General features: G+C 70.2%; 9 protein-coding genes and 1 pseudogene. 2 read left to right on the plus strand and 8 right to left on the minus strand.

Going from position 1 to position 22,406, the window contains the following annotated elements; translation table 11 throughout:
- Nucleotides 1-28 precede the first annotated feature (28 nt).
- The gene (locus ACH4OA_RS01915; RefSeq protein WP_397935169.1) at nt 29-1,420 is read left to right on the plus strand and encodes a DMT family transporter; all 1,392 of its coding nucleotides are present in this window, start codon (nt 29-31) and stop codon (nt 1,418-1,420) included.
- Here the strand turns inward: ACH4OA_RS01915 and ACH4OA_RS01920 are convergent.
- Nucleotides 1,390-2,544, minus strand: coding sequence for a transglycosylase family protein (locus tag ACH4OA_RS01920; RefSeq protein WP_397945582.1), 1,155 nt, complete (start codon nt 2,542-2,544; stop codon nt 1,390-1,392). The two genes, ACH4OA_RS01915 and ACH4OA_RS01920, sit on opposite strands and share 31 nt — an antisense overlap.
- A gap of 270 nt (nt 2,545-2,814) precedes the next feature.
- Between ACH4OA_RS01920 and gndA the strand changes: the two genes are divergently transcribed.
- Nucleotides 2,815-4,254 carry an NADP-dependent phosphogluconate dehydrogenase gene (gndA, locus tag ACH4OA_RS01925; RefSeq protein ID WP_397935172.1) on the plus strand — a complete coding sequence of 480 codons (1,440 nt, stop codon included), beginning with the start codon at nt 2,815-2,817 and terminating at the stop codon, nt 4,252-4,254.
- A gap of 855 nt (nt 4,255-5,109) precedes the next feature.
- Here gndA and ACH4OA_RS01930 read toward each other — a convergent pair.
- The 7 genes and pseudogenes from ACH4OA_RS01930 to ACH4OA_RS01960 form a co-directional block, all read right to left on the minus strand.
- On the minus strand, nt 5,110-5,457 hold the full coding sequence (locus ACH4OA_RS01930) for a GNAT family N-acetyltransferase (RefSeq protein ID WP_397945583.1): 348 nt from the start codon (nt 5,455-5,457) through the stop codon (nt 5,110-5,112).
- Between the two features lie 28 nt (nt 5,458-5,485).
- Nucleotides 5,486-5,905, minus strand: coding sequence for an aspartate 1-decarboxylase (gene panD, locus ACH4OA_RS01935; RefSeq protein WP_397967138.1), 420 nt, complete (start codon nt 5,903-5,905; stop codon nt 5,486-5,488).
- Between the two features lie 643 nt (nt 5,906-6,548).
- Entirely contained in the window at nt 6,549-12,524 is a 5,976-nt protein-coding gene (locus ACH4OA_RS01940) for a hypothetical protein (RefSeq protein WP_397967139.1), read from the minus strand.
- Between the two features lie 87 nt (nt 12,525-12,611).
- Entirely contained in the window at nt 12,612-14,942 is a 2,331-nt protein-coding gene (locus ACH4OA_RS01945) for a hypothetical protein (RefSeq protein ID WP_397967372.1), read from the minus strand.
- Nucleotides 14,943-14,947: 5 nt separating this feature from the next.
- The gene (locus tag ACH4OA_RS01950; protein ID WP_397967141.1) at nt 14,948-20,926 is read right to left on the minus strand and encodes a DEAD/DEAH box helicase; all 5,979 of its coding nucleotides are present in this window, start codon (nt 20,924-20,926) and stop codon (nt 14,948-14,950) included.
- 324 nt (nt 20,927-21,250) lie between these two features.
- Nucleotides 21,251-21,649 (minus strand): hypothetical protein, encoded by a 399-nt coding sequence (locus ACH4OA_RS01955; protein WP_397967143.1) that lies wholly within the window; start codon nt 21,647-21,649, stop codon nt 21,251-21,253.
- A gap of 52 nt (nt 21,650-21,701) precedes the next feature.
- A pseudogene (locus ACH4OA_RS01960) lies at nt 21,702-21,974 on the minus strand (ricin-type beta-trefoil lectin domain protein); the annotation flags it as partial.
- Nucleotides 21,975-22,406: the final 432 nt, after the last annotated feature.

Consider the following 22,406-nt stretch of genomic DNA (forward strand, 5'->3'; position numbering starts at 1 on the left):
CCCGGCGCGGACACCACCGGAGACGCCGATGAGCGCCCTGGCGTTGTCCGTGCTCCTGTCGGTCGTCTCCGCCCTCGCCTACGCGGGCGGGGCGATCGCGCAGGAGCAGGTCGCGGGGTCCTCCACCGGCGGCGTCCCGGTGCGCCGGCCCGGCTGGTGGGGGGCGCTGGGCCTCAACGGACTCGGCGGCCTGCTGCACGTCGTGGCGCTCGCCTGCGGGCCGCTCAGCCTGGTCCAGCCGCTCGGCGCGCTGACCATCGTCTTCGCGCTGCCCATGGCGGCGCTGTGCGTCGGCCGCCGGGCCGGGGCGACCGCCTGGCGCGGCGCCCTCCTCGCCACGGCCGGCCTCGCCGGACTGCTCGCCCTGGTCGGCACCGCCGCCGGGCACTCCCTGGCGCCGGGTCAGCGGCCGGCCGTCGCCCTGGTCACCGGCGCGGCGGTGACGGCGCTGACGTGCACCGGACTGGCCGCGCACCGGCATCCCGTGGTGCGCAGCGTGCTGCTCGCCACCGCCTCCGGCATCGCTTTCGGCATGTCGTCGGTGTTCACCAAGACCGTGGCCGTGGACTGGAGCCACGGCATCAGCCTGGGCGACCTCTCCTCGCTCGCCGCGATCGGTGCGTTCACGGTCGCCGGCGTGGTGCTCTCCCAGATCTCCTACCGGGGCGGCGGGCTCGCCGCCCCGCTGGCCACGCAGACGGTGGTCAATCCGGTCCTGGCCGCCGTGGTCGGCATCGTCCTGTTCGGCGAGACGTTCCGCCACGGCACCGCGGGCACCGCCCTCGCCCTGGGCTGCGCGGCCGTGACGGCGGGCGGCCTGATCCTGCTGACGACGGAACGACTGGAGGGCGGGGAGGGGACGCCGCCGGTAACTGCGGTGGAGGCCGCCGCTGCTCTGGGCGGGGCGGGCGGCTCCGGGGGCGCGGCACCGGCGGACGCCGACGCTGCCGTACCGGGCACCGGCACGCTGGTCCCCGGCACGCCGGGCGCTGCCGCGCCGGGGCCGGGGTTCGCTGTGGTGGGGCCGCGCCTTGCCGTGCCGGAGCCGGGCCTTGCTGTGCCGAGTCGGGGTTTTGCCGTCGAGGCGGTCCGGGACGCCGTGGGGGCGTGCCCCAGGGTGCCGCGGCAGCGCGCGGCCGGGCTCACTACGGCGGTCCGGGCCGGGACCGCCGGGGCCGGAGACGGGACGTACCGGGTCCGGTTCGCCGGGACCGGGGGCGGAACGGACGGGGCCGGGGCCGCGGGGGCCCCGACCACCACCTTTACTGCTGCGCTTCCGGCCGCCGCGCGCGTTCCGGTTCCGCCGGCCGCGCGCCCGTACCTGCCGGTGCCGGCGCTGCTGCCCGTGCTGCTGCCGATGCCGGTCGTGCTGCCGGCACCGTGCCCGCGTCAGATGCTGACGCCGCCGGCCCGCAGGTAGGCGAGCGGGTCGACGTCCGAGCCGAAACCGGGCCCCGTCCGCACCTCGAAGTGCAGGTGGGGGCCCGTGACGTTGCCCGTGGAACCGGAACGGCCGACGCGCAGGCCCGCGGTGACGCTCTGGCCGGCCCGCACGGCGATGGCGGACAGGTGGGCGTACTGCGTGTAGCGGCCGTCGGCGTGCCGGATCACCACCTGGTAGCCGTACGACCCGCCCCAGCCCGCGGCCACCACCCGGCCGGCCGCCGCCGCCCGCACCGGGGTGCCGGTCGGCACCAGGAAGTCGACGCCGGTGTGGTAACCCTTCGACCAGTGGGAGCCGGCCACGTGGTAGCCGGTGCCGATGGACGCGGTCACCGGGGCGACCAGGGCGTGCCGGGCCGGCGGCGCGGTGTGGTGCGTTCCGGGATGCTCCGAAGGCGTGGTGTGCCGAGGGGACTTGTGCGGTGCGGTCCGGGTGGCCGTGCCGTTCAGGCTGAGCCGCTGGCCCGGCACGATCAGGTCGGGATCGGCGCCGATCGTGGCGCGGTTGCCCGCGTACAGCGTGTGCCAGCCGCCCGGCACCCGGTGGTCGCCGGCGATGCCGGACAGGGTGTCCCCGTGCACCACCGTGTACATCCGGGTCAGGCCCGCGCGGGTCTGCGGGGCGGTCTGCGGCCGTACGTCCTGCGGGGCAGCGGACCGCTGGGCGGCGGCCGCGACGGGACGCGCGGACACGGTAGCGGGGCGGGCGTCCGGGCCGCCGGCGTCCCGGGTGAGCCCGGCCTGGTCCGAGCAGGCCGGCCAGGCGTCCGGTCCCTGCCCGTGCAGGACCTTCTCGGCGACGGCGATCTGCTCGGTCCGGCCGGCCAGGTCGGCGCGCGGGGCGTACCGGGTGCCGCCGTACGCCTCCCACGTCGACTGGGTGAACTGCAGCCCGCCGTAATAGCCGTTGCCGGTGTTGACGCTCCAGTCGCCGCTGGACTCGCAGGCGGCGACCTTGCTCCAGGTGGCCGTGTCGGCGGCCTGCGCGGCGCCCGCGGCGACCAGCGGGATCGCGAGGCCGGCGCCGCTCGCCGTGACGGTGAGTGAGGCGCGGTTGATCCTGCTCGGCTGGTACCGGCGGTGCCGGCCGCGTACGGCCATGTCCGAAATCCCCTCGCCATGCGTCAGGAGGGGCCAACGTAAGCGCCGCGAACAGGCCATGACAAGACGGGAAACCGGCCGCCCTTACCCCTCAAGTGGCCGGTTACACCTCCCACTTGGGCGCGGCGGCCGGAGGCTGAGACGAGCGGCGGTGCCGCCGCGTACCCGTGGCCGGCGGGCCGGATGTGCGCCCGCGGTGGCGGCACGCCAGGATGGGCAGGGCACGTACTGACGAAGCCGTAGTCACGAGACGACGAGAGAGCAGGCGGTATGAGCACTTCAGCGCAGATCGGTGTCACGGGCCTCGCGGTCATGGGCCGCAACCTCGCCCGGAACTTCGCCCGCAACGGCTATACGGTCGCGGTGCACAACCGTACGGTGGCGCGGACCAAGGCGCTCGTCGAGGAGTTCGGGCAGGAAGGGAACTTCGTCGCGGCCGAGACCGCCGAGGAGTTCGTGGCGGCGCTGGAACGCCCGCGCCGCCTGGTCGTCATGGTCAAGGCCGGTGAGCCGACGGACGCGGTGATCCAGGAGTTCGCCCCGCTGCTGGAGCCCGGCGACATGATCATCGACGGTGGCAACGCGCACTTCGCGGACACCCGGCGCCGGGAACGGGAGCTGCGCGAGCGGGGCATCCACTTCGTCGGCACGGGCATCTCCGGTGGCGAGGAGGGCGCGCTGCACGGCCCGAGCATCATGCCGGGCGGTTCGGCGCAGTCGTACGAGTCGCTCGGCCCGATGCTGGAGAAGATCTCCGCGAAGGCCGCGGACGGGGCGCCCTGCGTGACGCACGTGGGACCTGACGGCGCCGGGCACTTCGTGAAGATGGTGCACAACGGCATCGAGTACGCCGACATGCAGCTGATCGGCGAGGCGTACCAGTTGCTGCGCGATGTCGCCGGCTACTCCCCCGCCGAGATCGCGGACGTCTTCCGCACCTGGAACACCGGCCGGCTGGACTCCTATCTGATCGAGATCACCGCCGAGGTGCTGTCCCACGAGGACGCGGCCACCGGCAAGCCGTTCGTGGACGTGGTGGTGGACCAGGCCGAGCAGAAGGGCACCGGCCGCTGGACCGTGCAGATCGCGCTGGACCTGGGCGTGCCGGTGTCCGGGATCGCCGAGGCGGTCTTCGCCCGGTCGCTGTCCGGGCACGCGGAGCTGCGGGCCGCGTCGCGGGAGCTGGCCGGTCCGCGGCCCACCGCGCTGAGCGGGGCGGAGGCGGCGGCCTTCGCCGACCGGGTGGAGCAGGCGCTGTACGCGTCCAAGATCGTGTCGTACACGCAGGGCTTCCACGAGATCGCGGCGGGCGGCGAGGAGTACGGCTGGGACATCGACCTCGGCCGGATCGCGTCCATCTGGCGCGGCGGGTGCATCATCCGCGCCGCCTTCCTCGACCGCATCCGCGCCGCGTACGACGCCCGGCCCGATCTGCCGAGTCTGCTGTCGGACGAGACGTTCGCGCGGGAGATCGCCGACGCGCAGGACGACTGGCGGGAGGTGCTGGTCACGGCGACCCGGCAGGGCGTGCCGACGCCGGGCTTCGCGGCGGCCCTGGCGTACTACGACGGGCTGCGGGCGGAGCGGCTGCCGGCGGCGCTCACGCAGGGGCAGCGGGACTTCTTCGGGGCGCACACGTACCGGCGGACGGACCGCGACGGCGCGTTCCACACGCTGTGGGGCGGGGACCGGTCGGAGGTGACCGCCTGACGGAACGCGGGAACCGCGCGGCCGGCCGGGAAGCGCGGACACATCCGCGTCCCGGCCGGCCGCGCGGTCGCCGTCTCCCGGATCCCCGGCACGCTCAGGCGATCGGCCGGCCCGGCTCCGGGTCCGGCACGGGCTCGGGTTCCGGCACGGGCTCGGGACCCGGCGGAACCGGCGAGGGCTCCGGCGTCGGACCCGGGTGGGGCGGCGCCGGCGGAGTCGGCGTGGGGCCCGGTGCGGGCGGCGTGGGCGTCGGACCCGGGGCCGGCGGCGTCGGGGCGGGGCCAGGTGCGGGCGGAGTGGGCTGGGGGCTCGGCTCCGGTGTCGGGACCGGGCTGGGGTAGGGGTCCGGCGGGGCCGGGTTCGGGGTGGGATCCGGGCCCGGCGCGGGCGGGACCGGGTCGTACGGGTTCGTCATGGTCTCCTCCGGGCTGTCACAGGACATCGCCAGTGATCTCCACCCCCGCCTACCCGGGCGCGACGCGGCCACTCACCCGGGGACGGGGTGGGGCGGGTCCCGGAGCCGGGGCCGAGGGTCCGGGCGGTGGCCGGGGCCGGGGAGCCGGGGCCGGGGAGCCGGGCGGTGGCCAGGTCCCGGGACCGGGGTCGGCCCGGACGGTGGCCGGGGTTCCCGGGGACCGGGGAGGGCCGGACGGTAGCCGGGGCCCCGGGACCGGAGAGGTCCGGACCATGCCGGGGCGCGATCTGCGGCCGGTCCCGGGCGGACGGCCGGTCCCGGGCGGACGGCCGACCGGACCCGGTACGGCCGTCACTCAGACCCGATAGGACGGTTCAGACCCGATAGGGCGGTTCAGACCCGATACGGCGGTCCGCTCCACCCGGTACGGCGCGGTTCGCTCAGAACCGTCCCGGATGCGCCCGCAGCCAGTCCTTGGCGGCCGACAGCAGCGCCGGGTCGGCGGGCGGCGCGGTCTCCGGGTGCCGCGCGGCCCACTTGACGACGTACGGGCACAGCGGGGCCACCGGGATGCCCTCGCGCTCGGCCAGGGCGTACAGCTCGCGGGCCAGCGACCCGGCGATGCCCTTGCCCTCGTGGGCGGGCTCGACGATCGTGTGGACGGGGACCAGGGCGCGCGCGGGCGACTCCAGGACGAAGTACTCGATGCGGCCGGCGACCTCGCCGTCGTCACCGACGGCCTCGAGACGGCCCGCCGCCCGGTCGTCGCGTATCTGGGTCTCGCTCATGGGCACGCTCCTGGTCCTGGTCCGCCGGTCAGGCTCCTACGGCCTGCGGGCTGCGCTGCTGGTCCGATCCGGGCACCGGCTCGGACGGGTCGACGCCGAGGGACACGATCCTGTTGCCGGCGTCGACGTGCACGACCCGGGGCCGCAGCTCGCGGGCCTCCGCGTCGGTGACCTGAGCGTAGCTGATGATGATCACCAGATCGCCGGGGTGGACGAGGTGGGCCGCCGCCCCGTTGATCCCGACGACCCCGGACCCGCGCTCCCCCTCGATGACGTACGTCTCCAGCCGGGCACCGTTGGTGATGTCGACGATGTGCACCAGTTCCCCGGGCAGCAGATCGGCGGCGTCGAGGAGATCGGCATCGATGGTCACCGACCCCACGTAGTGCAGGTCGGCCTGGGTGACGGTGGCACGGTGGATCTTGGACTTGAACAGAGTACGCAGCACTTTGGACTCCTGTAAGACGGCTCCCTGCCAGCTTTCTGCAGGTCAAGGGCGGTCTTCACTCTACACCGGCACGCGTCGAAGTTGATGATTGTGAGGAACATCGCTTGTCGTTGGGATACGGCTCCCAACCTGGGCTTCCGCGCCGACCAGGCTGTTGTGGCGCCGCCGACCAGGCACCTGTTCGGACAGCCTCTCAGGATGTTCGGGAACTGATGCTGACCAGATGCCGACTTACCTGACGCCGCATCAGGTGCAGCGGTTACAGGCTGACTCGCCGCCCGGGAGCACCTACTGCCGCTCGGAAGATTCCGCGAGGAACTCACGCAGCCGGCGTCAGACCCACGGCTTTGCGTCGTCCCAGTAGATTTCCGGGATCTTCTCTACGACCGAGACCCCCGACGCCCCCGCGACCAGTGAGCCGTCTCGTTCCGTTGCCACGACGGGGCCGACCGAGTGCTTAACCCTCCCCCGGTCATCACCATCAGTGCCAAGTCTTGCCACGGCAGAGCGAGCTGGAAAAGGGCCAACAGTAGAGCGTCCCGTCGTTACTCGATTCTGGCCGCCGACAGGACACGGGTGTGCTGGCCGAGTCTCGGTGGGGCCAGGCGCAACTCCGGCCCCACCTGACTCATGAGACCTTGGCCTAAAGGACGCCCAACGCCGTATGCAGGACCGGCTCCACCCGCAGGCGCGTCCCGTCCCGGTCGAACACCTGGAGGGCCTCCAGGCAGACGACGGCACCACGCGCCTCCCCGGACGAGAGACCAGCCATCTCGGCCGCGGTGACGAGGTAGGCGTCGTCATGCCAGTCGGTACCGAGTTGCTCAACGACCCCGTCGTAGGCGGCCTTGAGGGTGTCGTGCTCCAGCAGTCCCACGGCGTCGACGAACTGTTCGGCGCCGCTGCTCTGCTCCAGCCACGACGTCAGGTCTGCCAGCACTCGGTCCTGGTCCGGTCGGTGATCACGCAGCTGCAGCGCCTTGTCCAGCAGGTAGGGCCAGCCACCGGTCGCCTCCGCCAGGCGCGTCAGTCGTTCCTCCGTCTCACACAGGCTGTGGCGTTGCGTCCAGTCCTTCAGGCTGCGCAGGTCATGCCGGCGCAGCACCACGACGGTGTCATGGTCCGCGTCGGGACCGGTGAGAAGGCCAGACCAGAAGCCGAGCTGTTCCACACCCGACACGAGGACCACTGAGCGGGTCGCCTCGGCGACCTCGGGCAGCACGGCCCTGGCCAGGTCGAAGGACTCCCGGCAGGACTTCTCACTGCTCTGCGAGAGATCGCTGATGAGCAGTCGTCGCTCGCCGGCGCGGCCGACGGCGAGTTCCTTGCGAAACGCCTTGGCGCCCCCGATCGCGGGCACGGACCAGCCCGCCACCCTGCCGGTCACCTCACGCAGAGTCCGTTCCACATCCGCGACGCCGGTCCCCTGCGTACCGAGAACGACGCGGACCTGGTTTACGTGTTCGCCCAGCAGGTAATCGATCTGGTTGACGGTAAGCGGGGCCGACCTGCCGTCAGAGAGGTCCGGACGACTCTCCAGGACAACGGTCTCCTCCAGCCGGGACTCCGTCTCCGCTCGCAGCAACCGCGCCTCAATCTCCTGAGCGGTACCGATCATGCGCAGCGCGTTGGGCCCCCGCAGATGCCAGCCCTGCCCGTCGTTGTTCGGCGCCAGGACACCGAGGCCGACCATCTCCTGCAGATAAGCACGAAAACCCTCGCTGTCCAGGTGCTCGAAGCCGCGGGGCCACCAGCCGGCACATTCCTCCCGCAACTCCCTGTCACTGAGCCGGGTTTCCAGACCGTTGTCCCGGGCATGCTGGGCAAGGACATTGGCGATGACGTGGTAGCGGTCGTCGAGGGCGAGGGTGTCCTTGAAGGCCGCGGTGATGTCCGAGCGCAGCGAGGTGTCCTGCTCCACCGCGTCGACATCGGACTCCTCGATGGTGTACGGAGGCGGCGCGAGTGGTGCGCGCGCCCGCTTGTTCTGCATGACCTGCACCATCCGGCTGCCGAAGATCTGCAGCAGGAAGGGCTGGTACGAGCAGAATCCGAGCACCCGGTTGACAAGGTCGACGTCGGCGAACTCGAAGCCGAGCGCACGCATCGGGTGCACGATCAGGTCGGCGGCGAACTGCGGGGAGAGCGGTCCGACGACCGTCGGGGTCTGCGCCAAGTGGCTGAACGGGCCGTTCCTGGCAAGCCGGGTGAAACGCTGCACCGAGTGCAGACCGGCGAAGACCACCTTGGCCCGCCCGCGCGAGTCCTCGCCCAGACCACGCAGCCGACGGGTCTCCGTGCACTCGGGAACGTCTGCCTCGAAGAAACGGTCACACTCGTCGAGGAGGATCAGTAGCCGCCGGTCGGGATCCTGAGCGAGCCACCGCGCGATCCCGTCGGTGACCCGCTGCCATGCCTCCTGTTGTGGGCCCCGGCGTCGAGGCTCCTCCAGGACTCCCTGCCTGATCAGCTCCTGGTCCAGCGTGGGCCAGATGGCTTCGGCACCGAGTGCGGTGCCCCGGCCGATACCGATCTTGTCCAGGTTGAGGTAGAGCTTGCGGTAGGATCCCGGCCGCTGCTCCTCGAAACGGTCCCCCGCGTCGGCGAGCAGGGCCGACTTGCCGAGACCCCGACCGCCATAGAGGATTTGGGTCCCCGCAGGATCGTGGATGCTCTTGCGCTCGCGGTCCCGACCGTAGAACATTTCCCGGCCGATCTGGCCCCGCTTTTCCTTGATGTACGGGTTCACCGCGGAGAACGGCAACAGCGTCTCGGTCGTGGCGTCCACCCGCCGGTTGCCGTGCGCAATGAGGTAGGCCAGCGCGGCGTCGTCCACCACCATGATCGGCTTGGTGTCCTGGGAGGCGGCGGCCAGCTCATTTCGGGTCCTGCTGTCCAGCGTCCCGAAGTGGACGACCAGCAGACTGCTCTCGTCGGGGTCCTGCAGAGCGCGGGTGATGAGCAGTTTGGCCGCGGGCCGGCCCCAGATCAACAGTGCGCGGAGCTTGCCGCCACGGTCCTTGATCTGCGATCCGAAGGCGGGCGCCCAGGCACGGCCGGTGACGTGCACGGGTGCGAGTTCGAAGAAGCGGTAGTCCTTGCCGCGCGGTAGGTCGTCCAGAGGCCGTGCGCGCCGGGCCTCGTATCCGAGGAGGGCCAGAGCCGGATTGAGGCTCTCGCGTGGATTGATGTTGATACGGTCCTTGGTCGCGGCGAGCGTGCTCCACAACTCCAGAGCTGTGGTCGCCCGTTCGGCCTCCTCCTCCGAAAGTCCTACGTAGTCCAGCACGACGTTGTCGCCGTACCGGCCACGCGCGCGGACGGCCGCGATCAGCTCCGCGTCGATACCGCCCGGCAACGAGTCCGGCACGGCGGGAAAGAAGGCTTCCAGATGCGAGTCCTCGGACCTGATCTCCGGTACTGGCTCGCCCAGTTCGAGGAAGTAGACCAGTTCAGCCGCGGTGGCCAGGCTGTCGGTGTCCAGATTGCGCAGGACTCGTTCGCGATCCTCCGCGCTCACCTCCGTCAGCGCGGCCAGCCGGGCACGCAGCCGGTCAGCAGCTTCCTCGCGGTAGCGGGGCAGCAGCTCCTCGACTCGGTCGAGGTTGCGACGGACCGCGGCCAGCTCGCCCGGCCGGTCGTGCTCCAGGTGTGCTCGGGCGTCCGCGAGCAGCTCCTGGAGGCTGACGTCCTGTTCGACGGTGAGCGCCTCGTCAGCCTGGGACCGCCGGAGCCGGGCGGCCAGTTGCCGCTGCTTCTCGGCGAGCGCCGCGCGGCGCTCCTTCTCGAACGCGCCGAGGTGTGCGCGACGCTCCTCCGAGAGCGACAAGGTGTGGGCCGCAGGAAGGACGTCGAAGTCCGCGAGGTCCGTGATAACGCGAATCACACCGAATTCGTCACGGGCGAGCTGCTGCTCAATCGCGTCGTCCCAGGTACGGTCCACTGCAATCAGCAAGCGGTCCAAGGTCGGCTTCTCGCCCGGCACGGCCGGCTCGGCCTTGTGGAGCTCGACGTCCAAAACCGTCTGAACGTCCGGTTCGGCTCCCGTCTCAGCCGGTCGGCTATTCGCATCCAACCCGTAGAAGACCTCGGCGAACAGGTCCCGCGCCACGTAGGCGGTGGCCTTCGCCAACACGGCGGAGCTGCGTTCGGCCGCAGTGAGGTCGTCGGCGACCCGTTCACGCAGGCCGAGGAGGGAGAGGCGTAGGGATGCGACGGACTGGAACGCCCACACGTTCTCCTCCGCGCGTCCTGCTTCGAGGTCGCGCTTGACCGCACGCCACTGCCGTACGGCACCCCGGACACGCTCTAGGCAGTGGCGGACGTTGTTGCGACCCGACCCCTGGATGCCACGACCGCCCGGCCCGCGCAGTGCAGCGTCCATCTCGTCGATCGCGGCCTCGACTTGAACTCGGCGAGCGAGCTCCTCCAGCAGCTCGTCGGCCAGGTGTTCGGCGTCCGGGGCCCCGGCCACGATGGCGGTGAGCACGCTGCCGAGCAGACCGGTCGGCGCCAGCCAGCTCTGCACCATGGCGCTGGCCCGTTGGAAACGCAACCGAGGCACGGTAAGCAGAGCCTGGCAGGCATCCACGGCCGTACGCAGTTCGCCCTCGGTGTGGGAGACATCGGCAACAACGGCGTGGGGTGGCGCGATGAGTAGTGCTCCCTGCAGCGCGCGCTCTGCAACCATGGTGGCCACTTCGCGCAGGGCATCGGGCAGTTGCGGGGCCAGCGCCCTCAGCTGCGCACCGACGACGGGCGCACCGGTCACGAGGGCCGCGCGGACCAGCGTGGGCAGCAGGACCAAGGACAGCGCGTCACTGTCGCTCTCCTTACGGGCTTCCCACTCGTTCAGCGCTTCCTCAATGACCTGAGCCGCTCGCCCGGTCCTGGAGTGCAGCAGTGTCGCCGCGGCGGCCAGGCGCAAGACCGTGGACTCGGTGTCCGGGCGGTCGGCGGCCTGCGAAAGGTGGGCAGCAAGCCCGAAGCGCTTCTCGGCGATGAGCCGGGCGAGGACGGGTTCAATGTCCTTCGTTCCCGTGTGGTCGGCGGTACCCGTGGTGTTGTCGACAGCAGCGGTCACCGCGGGGTCGGCCGCGATCCGTTCTTCCCCCGCCGGTTGCTGCTGGTCGGGGTCGGCGGACCGGGGAGGTCGCTCGGCCATGGCGGAGTCGGTAGTGCTGTGGTGCTGCGTCTCAGGCGCGCCGATGTCAGCTTGTGCGGCGGTGACCGCCTCCGAGGATGTGACCAGTGCCAGCGCCTCGGAAACCTCGGCGGAGTCCTCCCCCTGCGGGGCGGCGGCCGTGTCGTGGGAGGTGGGCCTGTCCTCGGTCAGCGAAATCTGGTGGTACAGGACGGCGGCCACAGCGTATGCCGGGTGTGCGACCGACAACTGCTGTTGGAGTTCGATGATCTCCTGCTGTGCGTCCAACCGGTCCTTCATGCCAGCGAGGCGCACCAGCAGCGTGAGAACGTGTGCGCACGCGTCGTCCTGTTCGTCCCACTCCTGCTTCGCAAGCAGTGACTCCGCCCTCAGCCTGGCGTCCGCGATCACCGCGGCCACCGCACTGCCCGGAGAGCAGCCTAGAGTCGTCACCGTCTCCACCACGTGACGGACCTCGGCGTTCCTCTCCTTCCGTTCCACGCGTGCACGAGCCTCGTCGATCGCCCTCAGGACATCGGTGAGGCGATCAGTCACGCCGGTGACGCCGAGTGCGGAGAGTACGCCTAGCGCACGGGAGAACGCCGGGGCGACGGTGGCGAGCGACGCCAAATCCGTGTCGGCGGGCGGGCACCCGTCAAGCAGTGCGGCGCTCACGCGGTCGGCGGCGCCTCGGGCCTTCTCGACGACGTGCTTGACCTTCTGCTCGACGAAGGCCAGATCGTCCAGGGAACACCCGTCATCAGGGGGCTGCTCTCCCTGCTGCACTGAGGACTCGGCCAGGTCGGGAACCGAGATGTGATCGGGCCGCCGGGGAACTGGGACAGCAGCGGTCGGCTGAGTTTCCTGAGCCGCCGCATCCTCGTCCATCGCGGTGACGTTGTCGCACCCGAGAGTCGCGTCGATCACCTGCTGAGCGGCCTTGAGTACGGCGGCCAGTGCCGCCTCGTCCGCCTCTATGCCGAACCAGTCGTGTTCCGCGGCCCATACCAGCAGTCGGGCGTCGTGTGCCGAAGCCTGAAGGTGGGAGAAGAGCGCCAAACGGAGCAGGCAGGTACCCCAGCGGTCTACGAGGCCGGGACTCGTGTCGGCGACCCCGTGCTCAGCGACCACGTGATCGATGTCGCTCATGATCCGGGCGGTGAGATGGGAGGCGGCATGCCTGTGGTGAGTCGGCTCCATCCGCTGCAACCGCTTGAGCACCTGCTCACTGAGCACGCGCCCGAATCGCCGCGGCTCGACCTTGCGAAAGCCGAGGCCCCTCATGATGGCCTGACGGTCCTTGGGGCCAAGGGAGTTCAGCGCGAGTTCCGTCTCGCCGACCGTGAGAGCGTCGAGGGCAGCGTCCAAAACTTGGCCGAGCCCGTCGAGCGTTGCGGCGAGTTCCTTGAGCAGTCCAATCGGTGTGCCGTGCGGGGAGTACGGTGGCTTGGCAACCACGGGATAGCTGACGGTCATTCAGTCCCGATCTCTTGTTTCCTGTCATGTGGATGCGGGGGGTGTGGCGTGTGGCGAGCGCATGCCCGGCCGATCCGACCGGGCGGATCAGCGCCGGCGGGAGTGTTCCGTGACGAAGGTATAGCCGGGCGGCAGTTCCCAGCCGTCTGCCTTTCCGACGTGGCGGCAGTGCTCGCGGTAGGCAGCGCGCTGGGCATCCGTCGGATTCGAGCCCGCAGGCAGCCTCCGCAGGAAGCCGTGGACGAAGTGTGCGACACCGTGGACCTGCGGCGGCGCGCCAGCGCCCGAGCCCGGCCGTGGCACCACCACGGGGTTCGGCGCGTAACCGATCAGGGCGATGGGCGGCTCACCGTCGCGGGCAGGATGGTGGGGCTCGCCGTCCGCACCGCGGCTGCCGATGGCCGAATACAAGTAGTCTTCGGCGAGGAGCTCGTCCACAGCCTGCTCTAGTGCGGTGACTTGATGGAGGGCGGGAGTTGTGCCGTAAACGCCTCGAGGGAGGGCGGCCCGGTCGAGGAGGGCATGTCCGTCGGGCGTGAGGCGGCCGAAGCGTCGTACGGTACGCAGGACGAGACGCCGGGTGTCTAGGCCGGCGGACGAATCACCGTCCCGGTCACTACCCGGCGCTCCTTCCCGGGTGAGCACTCCCGGGTCGTAGCGGTGCGCGACGAGCTGCCCGTCGATGTCGACGGGGTGTTCCAGTTCGACGGTGTGGACCCGGAAGACGGTGCCGCCGCGCGGCCACTGGATGTACAGGCACAGACCGGGGAAGAAGTCGATGGGCCACTGGAGGTTCCGGAGCATGCCGGTCTCATCGGTGAGGTCCAGAAGCACCTCTTGGACCTCCTCGGACGCGTCGAGCTCGCCGCCGGGATGGCTGAGTTCCAGGCGTAGGCGCACGGAAACGGTATCCGTGCCGAGATATGCCAACCCGTCCCGGACCCTGGCGCTCAACGGCAGCCGATCCTCCATGAGGTGAGCGAGACGCAGTGGGGTTTGCCAGCAGACTTCGCTGTCGTTGATCCTCAGGTAGTTCGGCGGACCGATCCGGTCACCGTCCACGAGCGGGGCGTCCGCGGGTTCGGCATCGATATACGGTTCGTCCTCCAGCTGTTCCTCTCGGGGGACACTCCGTGCGTTCGGCACCGCGACAGGCTGGGGTGGCACGGGTGGATGCATCGTGTCGTGCCAGCCGCGCCCCGCCGGGCGCAGCGGATCACTGTCGTCCGCTTCCTCCGAGCCCGGGTGGTGGGACCGCCAGATGCCACCGTTCTGAAAGTCGTCGTCGAGGGTGATCCGTACATCGCTTCCGGCGCGTATGCCATTGTCCGTGTCTCCCCGGACGAAGTCCGCGACCGCCAGGTTGGCGCGGCACACCGAGACCGCGTATTCCACTCCCTTGAGCAGTGGTTCGGCGCCGTGGACGCCCCGCAGCCAGGGCCCGATCGCCGTGTACACGGTGCGGGAACCGTTCAGGCCGTGCCGCCGGCGGATGGCAGGGGCTGCACTGCGTTCCAGGGAGCCAGCAAGGGCTCTCAGGTCGTCGCCGCCCAGCGGCCCGTCCCGACCCAGGGCGGCCCCGATGCGGGTGCGAGTCAGTGCGTAGTGGCCCCAGCTGCGCAGGCTGTCGCTGGTGCGCAAGGCGTGATCGACGGTGTCCAGCAGCCCGCTGAGGGCATTCTTCAGCCGCTCCTCCGTGCCACCCCCAGCCAGGTGGGCGACGGACACGGGAACGAGGGGGCTCAACAGTGCTTCCCGCTGGTGAGTCAGCAGGTGCTGCACGAAGGCGGTGCAGTCATCGAGCCCGGCCTGCGGCGCCGAGCCGTAGCGGGCGTCGACGACGACGTGACCGTCCTTGTTGAGCCACTTCTGGCGGGCCCGGAACCGCTGCAACTTCACCTCGTCGAGCTGCAGCGCGGAGCCGAAGGCCGCGAGGTCAGGGACCAGCAGTTCCCGACGCACTGGGTTTGGTGCCTCCGACAGCTCCTTCGGTCCTCGGGCACCGGCCGGTGCCCCGGATACCCAAGCGGGTACGTCGACACCCTCTTCGACGCCAGGGTGGCGGCCCTCCTTGTAGACGATCTCCGCGTACAGCGGGTCGGATCCGGTTTCGATGCGCACGAGTGCCCCGACGGGCAGGGCCGGTACTTCGTCGCCCAGCGTCAGGGATGGGAACGCGTCTGGGTCGAAGGGGCCCTTGCCGTGGCCTTCACCACCGAGTTCGTAACCGAAATAGGCCGCGTTGAAGGCGACCACGGTGTGCACCGGACACATTCGGTCTGCGACGACCGCCTCCAGATAGTGGCGCAACCGTTCCAGGTCCCCGGCGGGTGTGCTGCCGTGTCCGCCGGTCATGGCAGGAGTGAGCACAGGCTCGCCGTCGAACGGCCGCCAGATGTCCGGTCCAGTGCTGATCATCGTGGTCACGTCAAGCCGTCCTTCCGTTCAGATGCGCTTCCCGCCCAGCGGAATCTCGTGTGTCGGACCGGGCGGACCGCTCGCCAGAGGCTGTCCGGACCCTCGACTGCAGCCCCGGCTGCGGCCAGCCGTGTGAGGCTCGCGCTTACTGCTGCATAGGGCAGATCGGCGCGACCGCCGAAGTGGCGGCTGTCCCGGATCGCCCTCGGCAAGGGGATCATCTTTCGATTGCTCGGGTTGTAGGAGGATTCGTCGCCGCGCAGTGCGTGCCAGAGCCGGCGCGGGTGTGCGCCCTGCGGCTGGAGCTGCAGCAGCCGGTGGAGCTGGAGGTCGACGCGCTGGTCGCGCAGTAGATTGTCGGCACCGCCTCCCTCGCGGGGGCGCGGGCTGTCGAAGGCCTGGGCGACGGCAGGGCGCCGGTCCTCCACGGGCCAGCGACCGGTGTCCCAGCAGGCCGAGCAGCGGCAGCGGGCCGTGGTGCAGCACCCCTCGGGCAGGTCGCTGACACCAAAGTAATCAGCGAAGACCCGTTGGGCGCAGACCGTGCTCGCGTCAAAGAAATTCCGGAGCCTGGCCAGTTCCTCGGCGGCTCGGCGGCCGCGTCGGACGAGCAGCGGGAGGAACCCATCGGGCACGGTGCCGGTGCGGGTGGTCAGACCGGTGACCAGGCGGCGGCTGGGTGCCGCGGAGACGTCCAGGAACCCACGGTCGTGGAGGTCGGCGAGCAGTTCCCAGGTCGCCGACGGCCCATCGGCGACCGAGCGGTATTCGGGGTACCGGCCGGCGATTTCCCGGTCGAGAGCTCGGACGTCGACCTGCCGTGGGGTGTCCCAGGACAGGGCGGTGTCAATGACGGTCTGCTCCAGTTGCAGGGAACCGGCCGCTTCCTCGTCGCGCTCCGGTGCAGTGGTAGGCGTCTGTCTTGCGCCGTGGCTGGCGTGGCAAAGGTCGCCGGGCTTGACCGCGCAGAACGGCGGGTGGTCGCCGAGGTCCTCGACGGCGCTAAGGTCGGCAAGCGCGCTGAACGCCCGCATGATGCCGCCCTGGTAGCGCTCCTGGGTGTGCCGGTCGTCAAGCTCTACCTCGCTCAGCGCACCGCTCGCGGCGTCCTCGGCCATGAGCAGGTCGGCCAGCCGTACCGGATCGAGCGTGCCGTCCCGCTGGGCGAGGACAAGGCTGCCCATGCGCCGGAGCAGCGACGGGGGCAGTTCCTGGCCCGTCATGAAACGAACCATGCGCAGACCCCGGCTAGTCGCGAGGGCCAGACCGCTGTTGACGGGACCGTCCCCGGCCGTCCCCCGGCCCGCGCCGTCCCGCCCCGCCCGACCCAACTGCTGGTAGAGCGCGGCCAGGTCGGTAGGCGGCGACACGCACATCACGGTGCGTACGTCGGGCCGGTTGACACCGAGCCCGAAGGCGGAGGTGGCCACCACCACGACCGGGGCGAAGCCGTCGTCGCCTTCCCGGGGTGCCTCCCGGAACTCCGTCATGACGGCCGCCTTCTCCGCCTCCGTCAGACGGCCGTGGAACCGCAGCACGCGGACGCCGGCGTCACCCACGTACTCGCGCAGGTGGGTATAGAGAGTGTTGACCTCCTTGACGGTGAGGCAGTAGAGGATGGCGTGACCGTCGAGCGCGTCGACGACGCGCTCGACCAACCCCGCCACACCTCCCTGTCCGAGCCGGTCGAGGGAGCGGCGGAAGACGGCGAGTTCGGGCCTGATCGGGTTCTCGCGCACCGTCAGGAGTCCGCCGACGACTCCGGGATGCTCCGCCTCGGCGGTTGCCTCGGCGGAAGCGGGCTCCGGGACCTGGGCGGACAGACCGAACAGCCCTTGGCGCAGCGCCTCATGGACGGCCCTGTTGGCGGTGGCGGTCACCGCGGTGACCGCCACCCCGTGGTCCCGGCGCAGCTCGTCCAGGAACCTGCTGACCCGGCGCATGCTCGGCCGGAAGTCCTCCCATTGCGGAAGGGTGTGTGCCTCGTCCACGGCGATCCGGGTCACCCGGCCCGCCGCCGCGGCCGCGCGGACGGTCTCCCGGAAGCGCCGCTGGCACAGACGTTCCGGGCTGACGTAGACCAGGCGGATACCGTGGTCGGCTCGACCGAGGAGCTGGTCCGTCACCTCCGTCTTACCGGTCCTGCTGCTGGACTCGCGCAGCGGGGAGATGAGCGCACGGACCGCGCCACCGATGGACCGGTTCAGTTCAAGGGCCTGGTCGTGCATGAGAGCGATGAGCGGGCTGACGACCACGGTTACGCCCGGCAGGACCAGCGCGGGCAGCTGGAAGGTGAAGCTCTTGCCGAAGCCTGTGGGAAGCAGTCCGAGTACGTTGCGTCCCTCGGCTACGGCGGCGATGACGGCCTGCTGCGCCGGCTTGAGGGCCACAGGTTCGTCGACGAGCCGCAGCAATCCTCCGATACGGGCGCAGCGGTCCTTGAGCTCCTCTACCAGCAGGCCCTGTTCCCGCAACTTCTGAGTCTCCTCGGTGGTCAGTGCCAATTCACGGATGCGCCTCGTGTGCGGCAGGAGGGTCTGTCGTTCAAGGGCTTCGTTGGTACACAGCTCCGCGGCCCTGGCGGGATCCAGGAGGTGGTGGGCCGCCATGAATCCCCAGATGCGACGCCATCCTTCGGCCATAGTGGCGACGTTGCCACCTCCGATGTCGCCGGTTTCCGGGGCGGGGCGCTGAAGTCCGTCATCGAGGCTGCCGAGGAAGGCACGCCGGTAGGAGCGGCGCAGGCTGCTTGCTCCCGCGAGTTTGCGGTCGCTGATGACGACGACGCCGCGGTGGCGGTCGGAGCGGATGAGCCGACCCACCGCCTGACGCAGCTGGAGCGCGGCGAGCGGCAGGTAGTAGTGCTCGGTGGCGGCACCTTCCGGATCGGGGTGGCCGGCCTGCTCGGCCCGTGCGGCGACCGCCGCGCGCCGGGCCTCCACAATCGGAGCGGCGAACGGCGCGAAGGGCAGTTTGTTGATCCACACCAAACGCAGCCGCTCGGCGTCGGAGACGTCGACCCCCTGCCAGAGTCCCTTCGTGCCGACGAGAAACCCTCCGCCGTCACGCCGGTCGGTGAAGGCCTGATAGGCCCGGGCGTTGCCGGCAGTGAGCGCCTCGACGACTGGTGTGTCTAGGGCGCGGGAGCGCAGCTCCCGTAGGAGGTGGAAGCCGATGCCCGCGGCGGTCGAGCGGGCGGTCGTGAGGATCACGGCGCCGCCGTCGAAGCCGTTGCCGTCGGCGCGTACACGCGTCATTTCTGCGGCGAACCCAGCGACTTGGTGGGCGACAGTCCGCAAGGCACCCTCCTCCTGCTCCGCCCAGGAGGGGAAGTCGGAGAAGCACACGACCTCGGCCTGGCTGCGCAGGGCGAACGGAGAAGGCAGGGCCAGCGTCGGCACATCGTCGGGCAACCCGAGTCGGGTCCGCATGAAGTTCCATTCCCCGGCTACACGCAGAGTCGCGGAGACGTAGTGGACACGGTCGAAGGACTCTAGGTATCGCCGCCACTCCGGGTCTGCGGGCAGGTCGACGGGACTGGTGGCGACACGGAAGCGGTAGGACCGCAGCTCCGCCCTGGGTTCGTCCACTTCCTCCACATGTATGACGCGGGAAGGGGGAGCCTCGTCCAGGGTGAGGGCGGGGTCGAGAAAGGCGCGGATGTCGGCCGTGATCCGGTCGAGGGCATTGGTGAGGGAGTCGGTGTGCTCCGCGAGCGCGGTCAGGCGCTCGCGTACCAGGGGATCAATATCGGCAGCGTGCTGGACTACGTACCGCTCCAGCGTGATGCGACAGGACACGAGCGCCTTGGCGATGCTCTCCAGCACTAGCGACAGCCGCCGGGTGTGCTTAGTGCCGGAGGTTCCAGCATAGGGGCTGGCGAGCGTGGTCGACCGGCTGCCGATGCGTACGCCCACGCCCTTGGCCTGGGCGTCGAAGGCCTGCGCCGTCAGTCGCGGAAGGCGTTCATCGTCGAGCAGCCGCTCGAGGTCGGCAATCGCTGCAGCGGCCTGCTCCTTAGCGGTGCCCGGGTGCGCGTCCCCTATCCATGCCTGGTACTCCGGCAGCAAGGCTTCCAGGTCCTGGTAGTCGGCAGTCACGGTCAGCGCGGATGTGGCGGCGTTCTCCAGCTCATGCGCCTCGTCAATCACAAGGAGCACGTCGGGTCCGAGGGCACGCAGGTCGTCCAGGTGGGAAAGGACGAGCGCGTGGTTGGCAAGGATGAGGCGGTGGCTGTCGATCGACTCCCGGACGGTGTCGGTGTGCGCGGTGAGCGGGTTGCCTGCGCCGGGGCCGTAGTCGCCGTCGCGCTGCGACAGCGACTCCAGCCAGAGCGGCAGGCCGCGCCCGATGTAGTCGGTGAAAAAGGCGGGCAGGTCCACCGGGTCGACCGATCTGGCCGTCCAAGACTGCGGGGGCTCCTTAGCCCCGAGCAGGCGCAGCGCTAGGAACACGGCGAGTTCGCGGAACTGGCTCCGCTGGGAGATGCGAGCCCGGGCGGTGCCCGCGGAGCTGCGCCGACGCGTGGCCTCGGCGAGGGCCTTCGTCAGGGCTGCGAGGGAGAGCCGGTTGGACTTACCCTTGACCAGGTCGGCGACTCCGAGGATGCCCGGCAGGGCCCGCTCCAGGTCCTGGATGTCCTTCGCCATCTGGCTCTGCAACTGTTTGGTGTACGTGGCGATGACAGCGGTACGTCTATCGCCACCTGCGAGCCAGTCCAGCGCGGCGGCAAGTACCGCATAGCTTTTTCCGGTGCCGGTGGGCGCTTCCAGCATGCCGCCGACGCCGCGGTCGGTCCAGTCGTGCAGCGTCGCCGTCATCTCCTGCTGCGCGGGCCGGGGTTCAACGAGGGAGCCGTGTACGACCCGGGCGAGAGCGGTCGGCTCGACCCGCCCGCTGGCGCCCCGAAAGACGTCCGGCACGTCCACGGCGCCCTTGCCCGGTGCCCTTCCGCCAGAGGTTCGACGCGGCGTGTGCTGTCCAAACTCGGCACCCAACAGGCGGGCCACGCTCGCCTGCTCCCACACCCGCGGCTGTCGATCGTTGGCCGCCTCGCCCTCGGCCAGTTCCCGCAGCAACCGCCAGGCGTCGGAGTCGGGGCAGACGTCGGCGATGAGATCGCGCAATTCGGCCGTCCTGCATGCGAACTCCGCGGCGGCCCGCTCCAGGAGACGCACCAGCAGTACCGCGTCGCCGTCCGCAGTATGGGCACGGAGGTCCGAACGGAAGACGTCGAGCTGAAGCGCAAGGTCCTGAAGTCGGTGGGACGAGGCTGTCGGCCAAACGGCGTGCGCGAGGTACAGGCCATCGACAGGGCGCACAGCGGAGAGCGGATCGCGGGTACTGGCCTTCTTCGCCGCTTCACTGACGACGGGGAAGTCCAGGGTCGTGCCGTTGTAGGCGACCACGACATCGGCATCCGACAGGAAGTCGCTCAGCTCCGTCCATGCCTGTCGCGGAGATAGCCCCTGGCCGAGTACGGCGTCCCGGACGCTGCCGCGCAACTCCTCAGTGTCCCCATGGAACCTGAGGTAACGCCGCCAGCGTGGGGCCGCAGCGACCCATTCCCGATCGGCGCCGAACCTGACCGCTGCCGCCTCGTAGACGTGCCGCTCTAAGTAGGGAACAGTCGCCGTCGTACGTACAACGCTCTCGACGTCGAGCGCGACGGCCCGCAGCACGGATGTCTCGTCCAACCGTTCAGCGATAGCGGAGTCGGCGCCTGGCTTGCGTCGTTCAGGCGCCACCTGCGACGAGGGCGCCGATTCCTGCAGAGCAGCAGGCAGGAGAAGGTCCCCCGAAGCTATCAGCAGACCTCCACGGACCGCCTCGGCGACCAGCTTGACTAACCGCTGCTCCGGCAGTGTGCCGAACTGCCTCTTGGCCTCGACGACCAGTTCCCGCTCAGAAATTCCGGACGTAAAGACGCGAACCAGCTCTGCAACTTTCCGCGATGCCGCAGAAACCGTCTGCCCTTCGGGCATGCACACCCCCCTTGCACACAGCCCGGCCCATGCTCGACCGCGCTGCTCCCTCGGCTCTCCCTCCCCTGGAGACCCGGGACGTGGGCTACATCATAGTTTGATTCGGGCGGTTACGGGCCTTCAGTAGAAATATTCATGGGCAACCGACAGACACGGACAGGCGTGACGGTGTTCAGCTTCCACGAGCCGAACTGGCGCACAAGGCGCACGTGGAAAGATTTGCGTGCTCGCCCATCGAGTACACGGCCTCTTCCGTAGGGCTGGGCCCGAGAGGGCCGGACCGACGCCTACAAGGCGCTGAGCGAGGCCGTGGCACCGGGTGCTCTACCACAGCCGGATGATGACGCTTCTGCTGGCAGACGTCCGCCGCAGGGACAGCACCGGTCCCGAGCCGATGCTGTCAGCACAGGTAGTCAATAGATCCAGCCGAAAGCCTTCCGACCAATTTCTTCGAGCTGACCACACACGCCAGTCCTTCATGGTGTAGTACGTGGAGCCGTCCTCGTCGTGCCCGGTGTAGAGGTAGACCCGTCCGTCATGGACCAGCGGGGCCGGGTCCGCGGTGTAGACGTGCTGCACGATCGGGTTGTCGGCCCTGGCCGGCGTGGGCCCCACCGCGGCAGGGACGACGGCGAACGCCAGCAGGAGACCCAGGGTCCAGGCGAGTGCCCGGCTGAGCCTCGTGCCGGTGGCGGACGACCGCCGGGCCGGGATCGTCATCATGGCCTCCTCAGGATGTCGGCGGACGACTGCTGCGCGGTGCCCCTCACGGGCGGGTCCACTTCTGGTTGTCCTGGCCGTTGCGGGGCCAGGTGACGACCCGGGTGCCGTTGGCGGTGCCCTGGTCGTAGGCGTCCAGGCACTTGTCGCCGTAGACGCGGATCTCGCCGCCCGCCCAGGTGGTCCATAGCTGGTTGGCGGCCGTGTGGCAGTCCCAGAGCAGGACGGTGGCGCCGGCGGCGGTGGAGGCGTTGTCCACGTCCGCGCGGCGGCCGGACGCGCCGCCCCGCAGCCGCGAGGTGGAGGCGGCCACAGGGATACCCCCGGTGCGGAGCAGTCGTCCGCCTGATCGTCTGGGCACCAAGGACTCCTTTACCCGGAGGAAACAGCTTCCCGTCAGGGCCATGACATTTGAGCCACCAAGTAGTTCGCAATTTCGAACGCCATTCGGAAAGTTGGGCCTCACGGATACTAGGGAGGTCTCCAGACATGTCAACACCGTCCGGTCTCCGCCTCGGCTCGCGACCCAGCCGGCGAGGTCCTCACATGGCCGCCGAACTGCGGGGTTCGACCCATGGGCTTGCGGAAGCGCCGACACGCGCCACACACGAATGTTTCGCATCACCAGACGGACCATGCGCAGAGGATTGACTCGCCCCGCCGGCCCTCTATCATCCACGTTGCTCGATAGACCAACCAATGTTCGATATCGCGAACTTGCGAGCTGGTCACCTCACCCCTCACTCCCAGAAGAGGACGT

Origin of the sequence: Streptomyces sp. NPDC017095 (assembly GCF_044332325.1) — a bacterium.
Classification (GTDB): Bacteria; Actinomycetota; Actinomycetes; order Streptomycetales; family Streptomycetaceae; genus Streptomyces.